Annotated in this window: 13 protein-coding genes; 7 read left to right on the top strand and 6 right to left on the bottom strand. The window is 63.8% G+C overall.

Annotation, left to right across the window (positions count from 1 at the left end):
• Positions 1 to 103: 103 nt before the first annotated feature.
• The gene (locus EN993_RS07415; protein ID WP_127262806.1) at positions 104 to 2155 is read left to right on the top strand and encodes an elongation factor G; all 2052 of its coding nucleotides are present in this window, start codon (positions 104 to 106) and stop codon (positions 2153 to 2155) included.
• 730 nt (positions 2156 to 2885) lie between these two features.
• Positions 2886 to 3383, top strand: coding sequence for an isoprenylcysteine carboxylmethyltransferase family protein (locus EN993_RS07410; RefSeq protein ID WP_109659919.1), 498 nt, complete (start codon positions 2886 to 2888; stop codon positions 3381 to 3383).
• Between the two features lie 19 nt (positions 3384 to 3402).
• Here EN993_RS07410 and EN993_RS07405 read toward each other — a convergent pair whose 3' ends face one another.
• Both EN993_RS07405 and trxB read right to left on the bottom strand, forming a co-directional pair.
• Positions 3403 to 4299 carry a LysR family transcriptional regulator gene (locus EN993_RS07405; protein ID WP_109659917.1) on the bottom strand — a complete coding sequence of 299 codons (897 nt, stop codon included), beginning with the start codon at positions 4297 to 4299 and terminating at the stop codon, positions 3403 to 3405.
• A gap of 79 nt (positions 4300 to 4378) precedes the next feature.
• Entirely contained in the window at positions 4379 to 5353 is a 975-nt protein-coding gene (gene trxB, locus EN993_RS07400) for a thioredoxin-disulfide reductase (protein WP_056595425.1), read from the bottom strand.
• A gap of 251 nt (positions 5354 to 5604) precedes the next feature.
• Between trxB and EN993_RS07395 the strand changes: the two genes are divergently transcribed.
• Positions 5605 to 6084: an Lrp/AsnC family transcriptional regulator gene (locus tag EN993_RS07395; protein ID WP_127262805.1), complete on the top strand. Its 480-nt coding sequence runs from the start codon at positions 5605 to 5607 to the stop codon at positions 6082 to 6084.
• A gap of 265 nt (positions 6085 to 6349) precedes the next feature.
• On the top strand, positions 6350 to 7144 hold the full coding sequence (locus EN993_RS07390) for a glycosyltransferase family 2 protein (RefSeq protein WP_109659913.1): 795 nt from the start codon (positions 6350 to 6352) through the stop codon (positions 7142 to 7144).
• A gap of 4 nt (positions 7145 to 7148) precedes the next feature.
• Here EN993_RS07390 and EN993_RS07385 read toward each other — a convergent pair whose 3' ends face one another.
• From EN993_RS07385 to EN993_RS07370, 4 genes are all read right to left on the bottom strand, one after another.
• Positions 7149 to 7808: an HAD family hydrolase gene (locus tag EN993_RS07385; RefSeq protein ID WP_127262804.1), complete on the bottom strand. Its 660-nt coding sequence runs from the start codon at positions 7806 to 7808 to the stop codon at positions 7149 to 7151.
• On the bottom strand, positions 7801 to 8373 hold the full coding sequence (locus tag EN993_RS07380) for an SIS domain-containing protein (protein WP_109659909.1): 573 nt from the start codon (positions 8371 to 8373) through the stop codon (positions 7801 to 7803). The genes EN993_RS07385 and EN993_RS07380 overlap by 8 nt, the downstream gene beginning before the upstream one ends.
• 7 nt (positions 8374 to 8380) lie before the next feature.
• On the bottom strand, positions 8381 to 9874 hold the full coding sequence (rfaE1, locus tag EN993_RS07375) for a D-glycero-beta-D-manno-heptose-7-phosphate kinase (protein ID WP_127262803.1): 1494 nt from the start codon (positions 9872 to 9874) through the stop codon (positions 8381 to 8383).
• Between the two features lie 157 nt (positions 9875 to 10031).
• A complete protein-coding gene (locus EN993_RS07370; RefSeq protein WP_127262802.1) occupies positions 10032 to 10664 on the bottom strand; it encodes a LysE family translocator in 633 nt (210 codons plus the stop codon).
• Between the two features lie 164 nt (positions 10665 to 10828).
• Between EN993_RS07370 and rfaD the strand changes: the two genes are divergently transcribed.
• The 3 genes from rfaD to waaC all read left to right on the top strand — a co-directional run.
• The gene (rfaD, locus tag EN993_RS07365; protein WP_127262801.1) at positions 10829 to 11779 is read left to right on the top strand and encodes an ADP-glyceromanno-heptose 6-epimerase; all 951 of its coding nucleotides are present in this window, start codon (positions 10829 to 10831) and stop codon (positions 11777 to 11779) included.
• On the top strand, positions 11752 to 12759 hold the full coding sequence (gene waaF / locus EN993_RS07360; protein WP_127262800.1) for a lipopolysaccharide heptosyltransferase II: 1008 nt from the start codon (positions 11752 to 11754) through the stop codon (positions 12757 to 12759). Before rfaD ends, waaF begins: the two co-directional genes overlap by 28 nt.
• Positions 12756 to 13574, top strand: an 819-nt coding sequence (gene waaC / locus EN993_RS07355; protein ID WP_127262799.1) for a lipopolysaccharide heptosyltransferase I, incomplete at its 3' end; no start/stop codon positions are given. The genes waaF and waaC, both read left to right, overlap by 4 nt.

Below are 13574 nucleotides of genomic sequence, written 5' to 3'. Positions count from 1 at the left end.
CCGCGACGGTCGAACAGGCCGGCCGCCGCTCAGGACCGATTGACCACGCCTGAACCATGCATGCCAGTCGGTCCTACGGGAAACGCCTGAGTGGAGGTCAGTTATGGGTACTCGCGCCGGAGGACGACGCACGGGACCGAAATGCATTGCCATAGTCGGTCCCTTTGCAAGCGGTAAGACGACACTTCTCGAAGCCATACTGGCCCGTACGGGCTCAATTCCCCGACAAAATCCCGTTTCATCAGGCAATACCGTTTCGGATCATTCGCCCGAGGCGCGCGCCCACGCCATGAGCGTCGAGGCGACAATCGCCACCACTGAATTCATGGGCGAGCAGATCACCTTCGTCGACTGTCCCGGCTCCATCGAATTTTCCTTCGAGGCCGAGCCGGTGCTGGCCGCCTGCGACCTCGCGGTGGTCGTAGCCGAGGCCGACGAAAAGAAGATCCCCGCCCTGCAGTTGATCATGCGCAAGCTCGACGATCTCGGCGTGCCGCGCATCCTGTTCCTCAACAAGGTCGACAAGGCAATCGCCGGCGTGCGCGACACGCTGAAGATGCTGCAGCCGGCCAGCGCGGTGCCGCTGCTGTTGCGCCAGATTCCGTTGCGCAAGGATGGCGTCGTCATCGGCTCGATCGATCTGGCGCTGGAGCGCGCCTACATCTATCGCGAGTATGCCGAAAGCGAGGTGGCTCAGATACCGGGCGACGACAAGGCGCGCGAACTGGAGGCGCGCTTCTCCATGCTGGAAACGCTGGCCGACCATGACGACCAGCTGATGGAACAGCTGCTCGAGGAGATCGAGCCACCCAAGGACGCGATCTTCGACGACCTTGCCGCCGATCTGCGCGACGGCGCGGTAACGCCAGTGCTGATCGGCACCGCCGAGAAGGGCAACGGCGTGCTGCGCCTCCTGAAGGCGATCCGCCACGACGCGCCGGACACCGAGGCGACCCGCAAGCGGCTCGGCGCACCCGACGGCGCCGCGACCTTGGTCCAGGTGATGAAGACCATCCACACGCCGCATGGCGGCAAGCTGTCGGTGTCGCGCGTCCTGTCCGGTCAGGTCGTCGACGGTTCCGAACTCTGGCTGCCCGGCGGCGACACGGCCAAGGTCTCCGGCATCTACCGGATGCTCGGCAAGGACCAGTCCAAGCTGACCATCGCCAAGGCCGGTGACACGGTGGCGCTGGGCAAGCTGGATGAGGTCAAGACCGGCCAGACGCTAAGCTCGGCCAAGGGCGGCGCCAAACAGCTGTTCCAGTTCGAGCCGCCGCAACCGGTCTTCGCCTTCGCACTGCGCCCCAAGGAGCGCAAGGACGAAGTGAAGATGTCGGCCGCCATACAGCGGCTGGCCGAGGAAGACCCGTCGCTCAGCATGAGTCACAACCAGGACTCGGCCGAAACCGTGCTGTCGGGCCATGGCGAGATGCATCTGCGTGTCGTGCGCGAACGGCTGGAGGGCAAGAACCAGATACCGGTCGAAGGCCATGCACCGGCGGTGCCCTATCGCGAGACGATCCGCAAACCGGCGCAGCAGCGCGGCCGTCACAAGAAACAGTCCGGCGGCCATGGCCAGTTCGGCGACGTGGTGATCGAGATCAAGCCGCTGCCGCGCGGCTCCGGCTTCCAGTTCACCGACACCATCACCGGCGGCGTCGTGCCGAAGACCTACATCCAGTCGGTCGAAACCGGCGTGCGCGATTATCTGAAGTCCGGGCCGCTCGGCTTTCCCGTCGTCGATGTCGCCGTCAACCTGTCGGATGGCTCCTACCACGCGGTCGATTCCTCCGACATGGCCTTCCAGATGGCGGCCAGGCTGGCCATGAAGGAAGGCATGGCCGCGTGCTCGCCGGTGCTTCTGGAACCGGTGATGAAGGTCGAGATCGTCACGCCGTCCGACGCCACCTCGAAGATCATCGCGCTCATCCCACAGCGGCGCGGCCAGATCCTCGGCTATGACGCGCGGCCTGACTGGCCGGGATGGGATGTCGTCGAGGCAACCATGCCGCAAGCCGAGATCGGCGACCTGATCATCGAGTTGCGCTCGGCGACCGCGGGCGTCGCCAGCTACCGTGCGGTCTTCGACCACATGGCCGAACTCACCGGCCGTCTGGCCGACGAGGCGATGAACACCGACGGCAAGGCTGCCTGACCCGTAGCACCATCACATACCCCTCGAACCTCGGTTCGAGGGGCAAAAAGAAAACGACGCCCGGCGGGGACCGGACGTCGTTTTGTTCGCGGACCGTTTCCTTGGGAGGTAAAACGGCAGGTCCGCCGCATTTGATGCCGCCGAACTCGGCGGAAGAAACGGTTCGGACGCGGTAGCCGCCTGAGCCCGGGCCGTACGAGTGATGCCCCCATCTCCCGTTCGAACCACACCGCGTCCTATGCCGTACATAGCAGGTCCCGGCCGTCCAGGATATGTTACCAGAGGTTACATGTCACGGTTACGTGGCAATTGTGATGGATTTTTTGGTCAACCCAGCAGGGCACAGGCAACAAAAAAGCCGGATCAACGAAGATCCGGCTGAGTTTGATTGGAAGTGCCTGTTAAGGCTAACCTCCAGAGGGGAACACTCTAGGGCGCTAATGGGAGGAGAACGCGCCCAGGAGATGATCTATATATGTGCTCATCATGCCCAAGAAACAAGCATCTATTTTGCAACACACGCATGCAAAAAGACGCAGGCTGTGGTCTAACCCATTCCAGGAGCCAATAGGACCAGCAGAATCGTCAAAATGGAGCGCTGAACCGGGCGATTGTCACTAGAGAATCGCGAATCCCCACCGGTTTTTGCCCCAAATTGCCAAAACTGCGTGATGATGTGGAAGCGGGCAGCAGGCGTTCATTTCTAAGGCAATCGGGGAGGAAGCAGCCAATGCGGGCGTTTTCGGCGATCGCCGGCAGTGCGGCCTTCTTCATTGCGGCGCCCTGCGTGGTTGCCGGGCTGGTGCCTTGGCTATTGACAGACCGCTGGGGCTTGCCTTGGTCAAGCCTGCCGGGCTTTGCGCCTGTTGGCGGGCTCCTGATCGTCGCCGCGATCGCAGCACTCCTGCATGCCTTCGGTCGCTTTGCGCTTGAGGGCCTCGGCACGCCCGCTCCGGTCGCCCCGACCGAAAGGCTGGTGATCGGCGGCATCTACCGCCATGTCCGCAACCCGATGTATGTCGCCGTGCTGTCGATCATCCTGGGTCAGGCGCTGCTGTTCTCGAGCTGGACGCTGGTCGCCTATGTCGTCATCGGCGCGATTGCCATGGGCTCCTTCGTGCGGTTCTACGAAGAGCCGACATTGGCCCACCGCTACGGCGTCGAATACGAGACCTACCGCCGCAACGTGCCCGGCTGGCTGCCTCGCCTGACGCCCTGGCGGGATTAACTTCAGAACAGCGAGAAAATCAGAAGGACCAGCTGCGCGCCTTGGCAATGATGAAATCGCGGAACACGTGCAGCTTGGCCTGGTTCTTCATCGCGTCGGGATAGGCGAAATAGGTGTCGAAGGACGGCACTTCGGTCTCCGGCAGCAATTGCACCAGGTCGGAGTCCTTGCTGATCACATAGTCGGGAAGCATGGCGATGCCGGCTCCGCCCTGCACCGCACGCTTGATCGACAAGATGTCGTTGATCTGCAGCGTCGGCACCCTTTGTCCGCCGTCGAAATCGCCGACCGTTTCAAGCCAGTTCAGCTCCGACAGATGCGAGGGCACCGGCACGCCGAAAGTGACGATGCGATGGCTCTTCAGCTCGGCGACGGAAGCCGGCTTGCCGTGCTTGGCGACATAGGATGGCGCCGCGTAGAGGTGGAAATGCACGGTGAACAGGCGGCGCTGAATCAGGTCCGGTTGCTGCGGCTGGCGCAGCCGGATGGCGCAATCGGCCTGGCGCATGGTGAGGTCGAGTTCCTCGTTGGCGAGGATCAGCTGCAGGCTGATTTCGGGATAGAGCTCGATGAACTCCTGCACCCGCTCGGTCAGCCAGCCGGCGCCCAGCCCGACCGTCGTCGTCACCCGGAGCACGCCGGAGGGACGGTCCTTGGTCTCGGTCAGCCGTGACTTGATGGTCTCGAGCTTCATCAGCACGTCATGCGCCGTGCGGAACAGCATTTCGCCCTGCTCGGTCAGCACCAGCCCGCGGGCGTGGCGGTTGAACAGCGGCACGCCGACATCATGCTCGAGCGCGCTGACCTGCCGCGAGATCGCCGATTGCGACAGATGCAATGTCTCGGCCGCATGGGTAAACGACCCCGCCTCCGCCGCAGCGTGAAACACGCGTAGCTTGTCCCAGTCCAACGCCATGATACCCCTCGTTCTGTTTTGGCGTCTGAATGAAAAATCAGGCTTTTACACGGCGTTTCTAAGCCGCTCTATGAACTCTCTACTCGGCCGCTTCGCGGTGCACTTCGATGCCGGCCAGATATTTCTCCGCCTCGAGTGCGGCCATGCAGCCGAGGCCCGCCGCCGTCACTGCCTGGCGGTAGATGTCGTCGGTCACATCGCCGGCCGCGAACACGCCAGGCACGTCGGTGCGGGTCGAATCCGGCGCCGTCCACAGATAGCCGTTCGGCTTCTGCTTCAGCTTGCCTGCGAACAGTTCGACCGCCGGTGCATGGCCGATCGCCACGAACACGCCATCGATCTTCAGATGCGTTTCCTCGCCGGTCACCGCGTTGCGCAGCTTCAGCCCTTCGACCGAGGGCGGCAGCGGCGTCTTGCCGGGACGGCCGGTGATCTCGTCGACGATCGTGTCCCAGATGACGCGGACATTGTCCTTCTTCAAGAGCCGCTCGCGCAGGATGCGTTCAGCGCGGAAATCGTTGCGCCTGTGAATGACCGTAACGCTCTTGGCGAGGTTCGACAGATAGAGCGCCTCTTCCACCGCCGAATTGCCGCCGCCGATGACCGCGACATCCTTGCCGCGATAGAAGAAACCGTCGCAGGTGGCGCAGGCCGACACGCCGAAGCCCATGAAGGTCTGTTCGGTCGGAATGCCCAGCCATTTGGCCTGTGCGCCGGTGGCGATGATCAGCGCGTCGGCGGTGTAGGTGGTGCCGGAATCACCCTTGGCACGGAACGGCCGCACATTGAGGTCGACCTCGGTGATGATATCGTTGATGATGTCGGTGCCGACATGCTCGGCCTGCTTGAGCATCTGCTCCATCAGCCACGGACCCTGGATCGGATCGGCGAAGCCGGGATAATTCTCGACATCGGTGGTGATCATCAATTGGCCGCCCTGCTGCAGCCCGGCAACCAGCATCGGCTTCAGCATGGCGCGGGCGGCGTAGACCGCTGCCGTATAGCCGGCCGGACCGGAACCGATGATGAGAACGGGCGCGTGCTTGGTGGTCATCTAAAGCCTCTGCGGAGGGCTGCCGGCAATTGCGGCATGGAAAACTCGGTCCGTATCGCGCGTAATGTAAGTGTTGCCCACGACACCAGCAAGGCAAGTTGGCGTTCGTCCCCGGAAAGCTTTGTCGCACCCTGTTGCCCGCCTGATCCTGCGAAATATTCCGGGCGAGGGATGGAATGGACAGCGAAGTCGTTTAATTACAAAATCACGCAAGATTCTTGCGTGTTGCCCCTGACTTCTCGAGAGCCCTCATGCCGCTCAAGGCCGACCTCGACGCCATCGACTGGAAGATCATGCGCGAACTGCAGGGCGACGGCCGCATGACCAATGTCGAACTGTCGAACCGCGTCGGTATTTCTGCGCCACCATGCCTGCGCCGCGTCAAGCGGCTGGAGGAAGCCGGCATCATCCGCGGCTACCGCGCTTTGCTCAATGCACCGGCGCTCGGCCTCGATGTCGTCGCCTTCTGCTTGATCGGCCTGCATCACCAGGCCGACGCCGAGTTGCGCACCTTTGCCGAACGCACCCGCGGCTGGCCGATCGTACGCGACGCCTGGATGGTGTCGGGCGAATCCGATTTCCTGCTGCATTGCGTGGCAAGCGACCTCGGCGCCTTCCAGACCTTCGTCATCGAGGAGCTGACTTCGACCCCCAATGTCGACACGGTGCGCACCGCACTCACCATCCGCCGGGTCAAGGATGAAGGGCTGGTCTCGTTTGCACAGCCCTGAGTCGGTATGAACGCCAGCGCCACATCGGGCGTGGCAGATGCGGGTTGCGGGCTTCGCCATATCAGGGCCGCTTTGGCATTCGATAGGCTGTCGTGTAGAAAGCCGGATCGTTCTGCCGTGGCCCGCCCTGTTGGTTTCCTAAAGCAATTCCAGGAAAAGTGTGTAACGGTTTTCCTGGGAAAAGCGCTTAGCGCTTGGGGATTCCGTAAAAACAGATGACGCAAAGCAGCGCAATTCCGAGAACAGTGTGCCGTAGGGTGGGACCATGACTCGATTTGCTAGCCCGGTTTCGGCGCTGGTCATCTGCATGAACGAAGCCGACATGATCGGCCAGTGCCTGGAAAGCGTCGACTTCTGCGCCGAGATCATCGTCGTCGATTCAGGCTCGACGGACAGCACCCTGGACGTCGTCCAGGAGTTCATCGCCAAGGGCTACCCGATCAGGCTGTTTCACAACGACTGGCCGGGTTTTCCCCGCCAGCGGCAATTCGCCCTCGATCAGGCCACGCAGCCATGGTGCCTTTCGATTGAAGCCGATGAGGCCATCGACGACCTGCTCAGGCAGTCGATCATGGACGTGACGCAGCCTCGCAATGTCGGCTTCGACGGATGGTACATAAGGCGCCGCGACAAGCTGAAAGGCTATGGCTATGCGCACCGCTGGGTGCTGCACAACAGGCTGCTGCGTCTCTTCCGCCGAGACAAGGCCACCATGGACCTCAACTTGCGGGTCCATGAATCGTTCGAGGTGCCGGGCGAAACCGGCACGATTGAAAATGGCGTGCTGCTGCACCGCCGCGAAATGAGCATCGCGGAGGACTTGGCCAGGGCCAACACCTACTCCAGCCTCAAGGTTGCCACGCTGGTCGAGAGGGGCAAGAAGCCAGGCTTGGTAAAGCTAGTGCTGTCGCCGCTCGGCAACTTCCTGAAATTCTACCTGGCCAAGCGCTACTTCCTGTGCGGCCGGCACGGCTTCGTCTATTCGATGATGGTGATGGTCTATTCGTTCGCCACCGAGGCCAAGCTTTATGAAGCCTGGCGAGACAACGATCCGGCGTGAGCCGTCACCGCTCGCCTGACACGGCACCAAGTCCCGCTATTGCGGCGAGCAGGCCGTTGAAATCCTCGCGGTCGCGCCATGGCCCGACCATGAAGCCCGATTGAACTGCCGCTTGCCCGTCGACCAGCCAGCCCTGCGAGAGGCCGGCACGCTGTCCCGCCTCCATGTCCGCCTTCTTGTCGCCGACGATCAGCGAACGCCGCAGATCGAGCCCGAGGCGTTTGGCCGCCTCCAGCAGCATGCCTGGATTGGGCTTGCGCATCGGATGATCGGCGACCGCAAGCGGGCCGGAGCCCGCTTCGTGATAGGCGCAGGCCAGCACCATGTCGACGAATGCGCCCTCGCCACCTAGCAATTCCAGCACGCGGCCATTGACGGCAGCGAAATCGCCCCAGCCGTAATAGCCGCGCGCGATGCCCGACTGGTTGGTGACGATGATGACGGGAATGCCGGCCCGGTTGGCGGCGGCGATCGCTGCGGCGATATCCGCGCGGAGCACCATTTCGGCTGGATCGTCGGGATAACCGGTATCGATATTGATGGTGCCGTCGCGGTCGAGGAACAGCGCCGGCATACCGGCGGGAAACACCGTCCGGCCGACCCGCTCGACCCATAGGCCGGGCTCCGCCAGCGGATAGGGGCCGGACGTCGTGGAATCAGCCATTGCTGAGGCGCGCTTCGACCACCTCGCACAGATAATGATAGAGGCACAGATGCCCCTGCTGGATGATCGGCGTCGAGGTCGACGGCACGTTGAGCAGAATGTCGGACAAAGGCTTCAGCTTGCCGCCGGTGTCGCCGGTCAGGCTGATCACCGTCATGTCCATCATCCGCGCCTGTTCGGCGGCGGCGAGGATGCTCGGCGAATTGCCGCTGGTCGAGATTGCCAGAAGCACACCGCCGGCCGCGCCATGCGCCTCGACCTGGCGCGAAAACACCGTGTCGAAGCCATAGTCGTTGCCCCAGGCCGTCAGCACGGCGGCATTGGCCGGCAGCGCGATGACGTTGTAGGCCTTGCGCTCCTTCAGGAAACGGCCGACCAGTTCGCCGGCAATGTGGATGGCGTCGCTGGCCGAGCCGCCATTGCCGCAGATCAGCAAGGCTTTCCCCGACGAAAGCGCCGATACGACGGCGCTCGCCGCCCGCTCCATCTCGCTGGTCAGGTCGCGCTCGACCGTGGCTGATATGGCAGCCGCCGAGCGGACCAGGTAATCGTTCAAGTCGGACATGAAACCCTCAGTTTGTCGTGCCGCCAGCGCGCAATTTGCCGATTGTGTTGGTGGTGCTCTTGCCGGCGACAAGATCGACCAGCACGACGCGGCCGCCGGCTTTCTGCACCACATCGGCGCCGACCACGGTGTCGACGGTGTAATCGGCGCCCTTGACCAGTATGTCGGGCAGCAGCGCTTCGATCAGCGCCAGCGGCGTATCTTCCTCGAACACCACGACCGCATCGACCGAGGCAAGTGCTGCCAGCACGCAGGCGCGGTCGTGCTGGTCGTTGACCGGCCGCCCTGCCCCCTTCAGACGCCGCACCGAGGCATCGCTATTGAGGCCGAGCACCAGCCGGTCGCACTGGCTGCGCGCTGCGTGCAACAGGCTGACATGGCCGGCATGCAGGATGTCGAAGCAGCCATTGGTGAAGCCGACGCTCAAGCCTTCTTCCTTCCACGCCGCGACCATGCGCGCGGCCGATGCGGCATCGAGGATGGCGTCCTTGTGGGCGGTCGGTCCATGCGAGCGGAACAGCGCGCCGGTGAGTTCCTCGACCGTCAGCCGCGCGGTGCCGCGCTTGCCCACCACGACGCCGCCAGCCGCATTGGCGATCGAGGCCGCCATGACGGTATCGGCGCCTACGGCCAATGCCAGCGCAAAGCTCGCGATCACCGTGTCGCCGGCGCCCGAGACGTCGAACACTTCGCGCGCCTGGGTGGCGATGTGGCGTGCCTCGGTCGGGCCGACCACGCTCATGCCCTTTTCGCTGCGCGTCGCAACGACGAAGTCGAAACTGTGCGCCGAAATCAGCTGGCGTGCCGCAGCCACAATCTCGTCATCGGCGAAGACCGCATGGCCGACCGCCTCGCCAAGTTCCTTGCGGTTGGGGGTGATGGCGGTCGCCCTGGCATAGCGCGCATAGTCGCGGCCCTTCGGGTCGACCAGCACCGGTTTTCCCGCCTCGCGGCAGATGGCGATCAGATCAGCGGCGACGCCGTCGAGCAGGATGCCCTTGCCGTAGTCGGACAGGATGACGATGTCGGCGCGCGGCAGGGCATCGCGGAAATGCCGGATCAGGCCGGCGCGCTCCGCAGCACCCAGCGGCTTGATTTCCTCCTCGTCGAAGCGAAGCACCTGCTGGTTGAGCGCGCTGAAGCGACTCTTCGACGAGGTCATGCGGCCGCGCTCCTGCGCCAGGCCAGCCGTGTCGACGCCAAGCTCGCCGAGCATCCGCACCAGGCTGTCGCCCGCTACATCGGTGCCGATGACCGAGACAGGAACAGCGGCAGCGCCGAGCGAAACGATGTTGGCCACGACATTGCCGGCGCCGCCCATCGTCGCGGTCTCGCCGCGCCCGTGCAGCACCGGGATCGGCGCTTCCGGCGAGATCCGCTCGATAACGCCGTTGACGAAACGGTCGAGGATGAAGTCGCCGACCACCAGCACGGTGGCCTGGCCGAACCGCGCAATGGCGCGGTGCAGGGGTTCGGGAGAAGGCGGATTGTGCTTGATCATGTCACTGGCAACGCATGGAAAAGGCCGATTTCAATCTTGCTGGTCATCATCATCAGACAGGCCGGATCGTTCATGGCCCAGATCGTTCATGGCAAAAGCCGATATACCGCAAATCCATGCAGTGCAACGGCAGGGCATGACCGCGAGGCCCGGGCGGTCAGCTCTTCTGCAAGGCGACATGGACACCAAGCCCAACCAGCACCGCGCCGCCGGCCCGCTGCATCAGTTGCTGTGCACGGCTCGAACGCCGCAAACGGCCGATCACGGCGCCCGCCAGGAACACGCAGACGACATCGGCCGAAGAGAACATCAGATTGACTGTTGTGCCCAGCACGACGAACTGCAGCCAGACCGGAAATGCCGCCGCGGCATCGATGAACTGCGGCAGGAATGCCATGAAGAAGATCGCCGTTTTCGGATTGAGCACCTCGACGGTGATGCTCTCGAAAAAGGCACGTCGTGCCGATTTCCGCTCGATCGCGGGCAGCGCCGTGTCACCCTCCGCGCGCTTGCGAAACAGCGAGACGCCGAGCCAGATCAGATAGAGCGCGCCAATCAGCTTGACCGCCATGTAGAGCGTCGGCACAGCGTGAAACAGCACCGACAGGCCGGCGGCGGCGGCGAAGACATGCACATAGCCGCCCAGATGAATGCCCAGCGCCGCCGTCAGGCCGGACCAACGGCCGCGCGCCATCGTCTGCGCGGCGGCGTAGAGCATGGCTGGGCCGGGAATGTAGGCGAAGATCGCCGTGGTGGCGAAAAACGCCAAGAGCAGTTCGGTCGACGGCATTTCTTTGTCCCTCACGATCATGCCGGGCGGCACGAACCGACTGAAGCGGAAGCTTTGCGGCGCCACTGTGACATCCGCTCCGTTGCCTGCTTTATCGACAGCCCACCCTGCCTCCCTTATAAGGGCCGGAATCGGCAAGTGAAACGCGTATCAGGGCCAACCACATGATCATCGTCACGGGCGGCGCCGGCATGATCGGCTCCAACATCGTCGCCGCGCTGAATGCCGAAGGGCATGACGACATCCTCGTCGTCGACGACCTCACCGACGGCCACAAGATCGCCAATCTCGCCGACCTGCAGATCGCCGACTATCTCGACAAGGACGACTTCCTGCCCCGCATGGAGGCAGGCTCGCTCGGCCGTATCGAGGCCGTCTTCCACCAGGGCGCCTGCTCGACCACCACCGAGTGGAACGGCAAGTTCATGATGGAGGTGAATTATGCCTTCTCGAAGCGGCTGCTGCACGCAAGCCAGGCGCTGCGTGTGCCCTTCCTCTACGCCTCCTCGGCTTCCGTCTATGGCGGCGGCGCCGAGTTTCGCGAGGATCCCGCGCTCGAGCGGCCGCTCAACGTCTACGCCTATTCCAAGAAGCTGTTCGACGATTATGTCAGGCGCACCGTCTTCGACACCGATCATTCGCAGGTCGCGGGCCTGCGCTATTTCAACGTCTATGGCCCGCGCGAAGGGCACAAGGGCGCTATGGCCTCGGTCGCCTTCCATCTGTTCAACCAGGTCGGGCGCGGCGAAAATCCCAAACTGTTCGGCGCTTACGATGGCTTCGGACCGGGCGAACAGAGCCGCGATTTCATCCATGTCGGCGACGTCGCCGACGTCAATCTGTGGCTGTGGAAACGGGGCTCAAGCGGCATCTTCAATTGCGGCACCGGCCGCGCCCAGCCCTTCCGCGCCATCGCCGAAACGGTGATCGACACGCTGGGCAAGGGCGAAATCGAGTTCATCGAATTCCCCGACCACCTCAAGGGCAGCTACCAGAGCTTTACGCAAGCTGATATGTCCCGTTTGCGCGCGGCCGGTTACAATGGCCAATTCCGGACAGTGGAAACCGGTGTCAGAGACTATGTCGAATGGCTGAAAGCCCAACGATCCTCGTGATCGGCCCACGCTGGGTGGGCGACATGGTGATGGCGCAGTGCCTGTTTTCGGCGCTGAAGGAGCTGCATCCCAACGCCGCCATCGATGTGCTGGCGCCGGCCTGGGCCGCGCCGCTGGTCAAGCGCATGCCCGAAATCCGCCAGCAGATCGACTTTCCGCTCAAACCCGGCGCGCTCGAATTCACCCATCGCCGCCGCTTCGGCCGCCTGCTGCGCGGCCGCTACGACATGGCCTATATCCTGCCGGGCAGCTGGAAATCCGCGCTGATCCCGTTCTTTGCCCGCATTCCGCGCCGTGTCGGCAATCTCAGGGAAATGCGCTACGGCCTGTTGACCGACATCGTACCGCTGCCCGACAGCGTCAAACGACGCACCGCGCAGGCCTATTTCGGCCTCGCCCAGGGCGGCAGCTTCCGGGCGCCCCGGCTGAGCGTGGACACGAAAAACCAGGTCGCGCTGCTCGACCGCTTCGGGCTGGCGCCGCAGAAATTCGTGGCACTGATGCCCGGCGCCGAATTCGGCCCGGCCAAGCGCTGGCCGAGCGAAAGCTATGCCAGTCTTGCCCGCGATTTCATGGGCAAAGGTTTGAAAGTCGCACTGTTCGGTTCGAAGAACGACCGCGACGTGACGGCGGAAATCGCCGCCCTTGCCCCTGGCCTCGTCGACCTCGCCGGGCAGACGCGGCTGGAGGACGCCATCGACCTGATATCAGCCGCCAGGCTGGCGGTGTCCAACGACAGCGGGCTGATGCATGTCGCGGCCGCCGTCGGCACGCCGATCGTAGCCGTCTATGGCTCGACCTCGGCCGAGAACACGCCGCCGCTGGCCGAGCACCGGGAACTGGTCTGGCTTGGCCTGTCCTGCTCGCCATGCCACCAGAAGGTCTGCCCGCTCGGCCACCTCAACTGCCTGAAGACGCTTGAAGTCGGCCAGGTCGCGGCGGCAGCGGACCGCCTGCTGGAAATCCCGGCCGCGGCATGAAGGTGCTGATCGTCAAGACATCCTCGATGGGCGATGTCATCCACACCTTTCCGGCCGTCGAGGATGCCCGCCGCCAGCGGCCGGACATAACCTTCGACTGGTGCGTCGAAGAAGCATTCGCCGGCATCGTGGCGCTTCACCCGGCAATCGACAGGATCCACACGGTGGCGATCCGGCGCTGGCGCAAGGCGCTGCTCGATGGCGGTACCTGGCGCGAGGCGGCCGCCTTGCGTCACACCTTGCGCGATTGCCGCTACGACCTGGTTATCGACGCGCAAGGCCTGCTGAAATCGGCTCTGGTGGCAAGACAGGCGGGCGCACCCATTGCCGGCTTCGACCGCTCCAGCGCGCGCGAACCCTCAGCGACGCTGTTCTACGATGTCATCTATGCCGTGCCGCGCAACCTGCACGCCATCGAGCGGACGCGGCGGCTGTTCGGCCTGGCGCTCGGCTATCAGCCCGATCTTTCGACGCTGGACTCCGGCATCGTGCCGCCGGCCGGCAATCTGGCCAACATCCCCGGTAAAACCGCCTTCCTGCTGCACGGCACCAGCCGCGAAGACAAGAAATGGCCCGTCCAGGACTGGATCGAAGCCGCCCGCCTGCTGGTTGAGCGGGGAATGACGCCGGTCACCACATGGTCGAACGAGCGTGAGAAAACCGTGGCCGAAGCGATTGCGGGGGCCGTTCCGTCAACGGTCGTGGTGCCGAAATCGCCGCTGGCCGAGATCGCCGCATTCATCGGCCGCTCGACGCTGGTCATCGGCGCCGACACCGGGCTGACCCACCTTGCCAGCGCTTTCGGCCTGCCGACG

This window comes from Mesorhizobium sp. M7D.F.Ca.US.004.01.2.1 (assembly GCF_003997785.1).
In the GTDB taxonomy this organism is placed as follows: Bacteria; Pseudomonadota; Alphaproteobacteria; order Rhizobiales; family Rhizobiaceae; genus Mesorhizobium; species Mesorhizobium loti.
This window is presented reverse-complemented; position numbering and strand designations above follow the sequence as displayed.

What these genes read in the sequence shown, in the direction of transcription:
- EN993_RS07415 (WP_127262806.1), top strand. Translation starts at nt 104, where the DNA reads ATGGGTACTCGCGCCGGAGGACGACGCACGGGACCGAAATGCATTGCC.
- EN993_RS07410 (WP_109659919.1), top strand. Translation starts at nt 2,886, where the DNA reads ATGCGGGCGTTTTCGGCGATCGCCGGCAGTGCGGCCTTCTTCATTGCG.
- EN993_RS07405 (WP_109659917.1), bottom strand. Translation starts at nt 4,299, where the DNA reads ATGGCGTTGGACTGGGACAAGCTACGCGTGTTTCACGCTGCGGCGGAG.
- trxB (WP_056595425.1), bottom strand. Translation starts at nt 5,353, where the DNA reads ATGACCACCAAGCACGCGCCCGTTCTCATCATCGGTTCCGGTCCGGCC.
- EN993_RS07395 (WP_127262805.1), top strand. Translation starts at nt 5,605, where the DNA reads ATGCCGCTCAAGGCCGACCTCGACGCCATCGACTGGAAGATCATGCGC.
- EN993_RS07390 (WP_109659913.1), top strand. Translation starts at nt 6,350, where the DNA reads ATGACTCGATTTGCTAGCCCGGTTTCGGCGCTGGTCATCTGCATGAAC.
- EN993_RS07385 (WP_127262804.1), bottom strand. Translation starts at nt 7,808, where the DNA reads ATGGCTGATTCCACGACGTCCGGCCCCTATCCGCTGGCGGAGCCCGGC.
- EN993_RS07380 (WP_109659909.1), bottom strand. Translation starts at nt 8,373, where the DNA reads ATGTCCGACTTGAACGATTACCTGGTCCGCTCGGCGGCTGCCATATCA.
- rfaE1 (WP_127262803.1), bottom strand. Translation starts at nt 9,874, where the DNA reads ATGATCAAGCACAATCCGCCTTCTCCCGAACCCCTGCACCGCGCCATT.
- EN993_RS07370 (WP_127262802.1), bottom strand. Translation starts at nt 10,664, where the DNA reads ATGCCGTCGACCGAACTGCTCTTGGCGTTTTTCGCCACCACGGCGATC.
- rfaD (WP_127262801.1), top strand. Translation starts at nt 10,829, where the DNA reads ATGATCATCGTCACGGGCGGCGCCGGCATGATCGGCTCCAACATCGTC.
- waaF (WP_127262800.1), top strand. Translation starts at nt 11,752, where the DNA reads ATGGCTGAAAGCCCAACGATCCTCGTGATCGGCCCACGCTGGGTGGGC.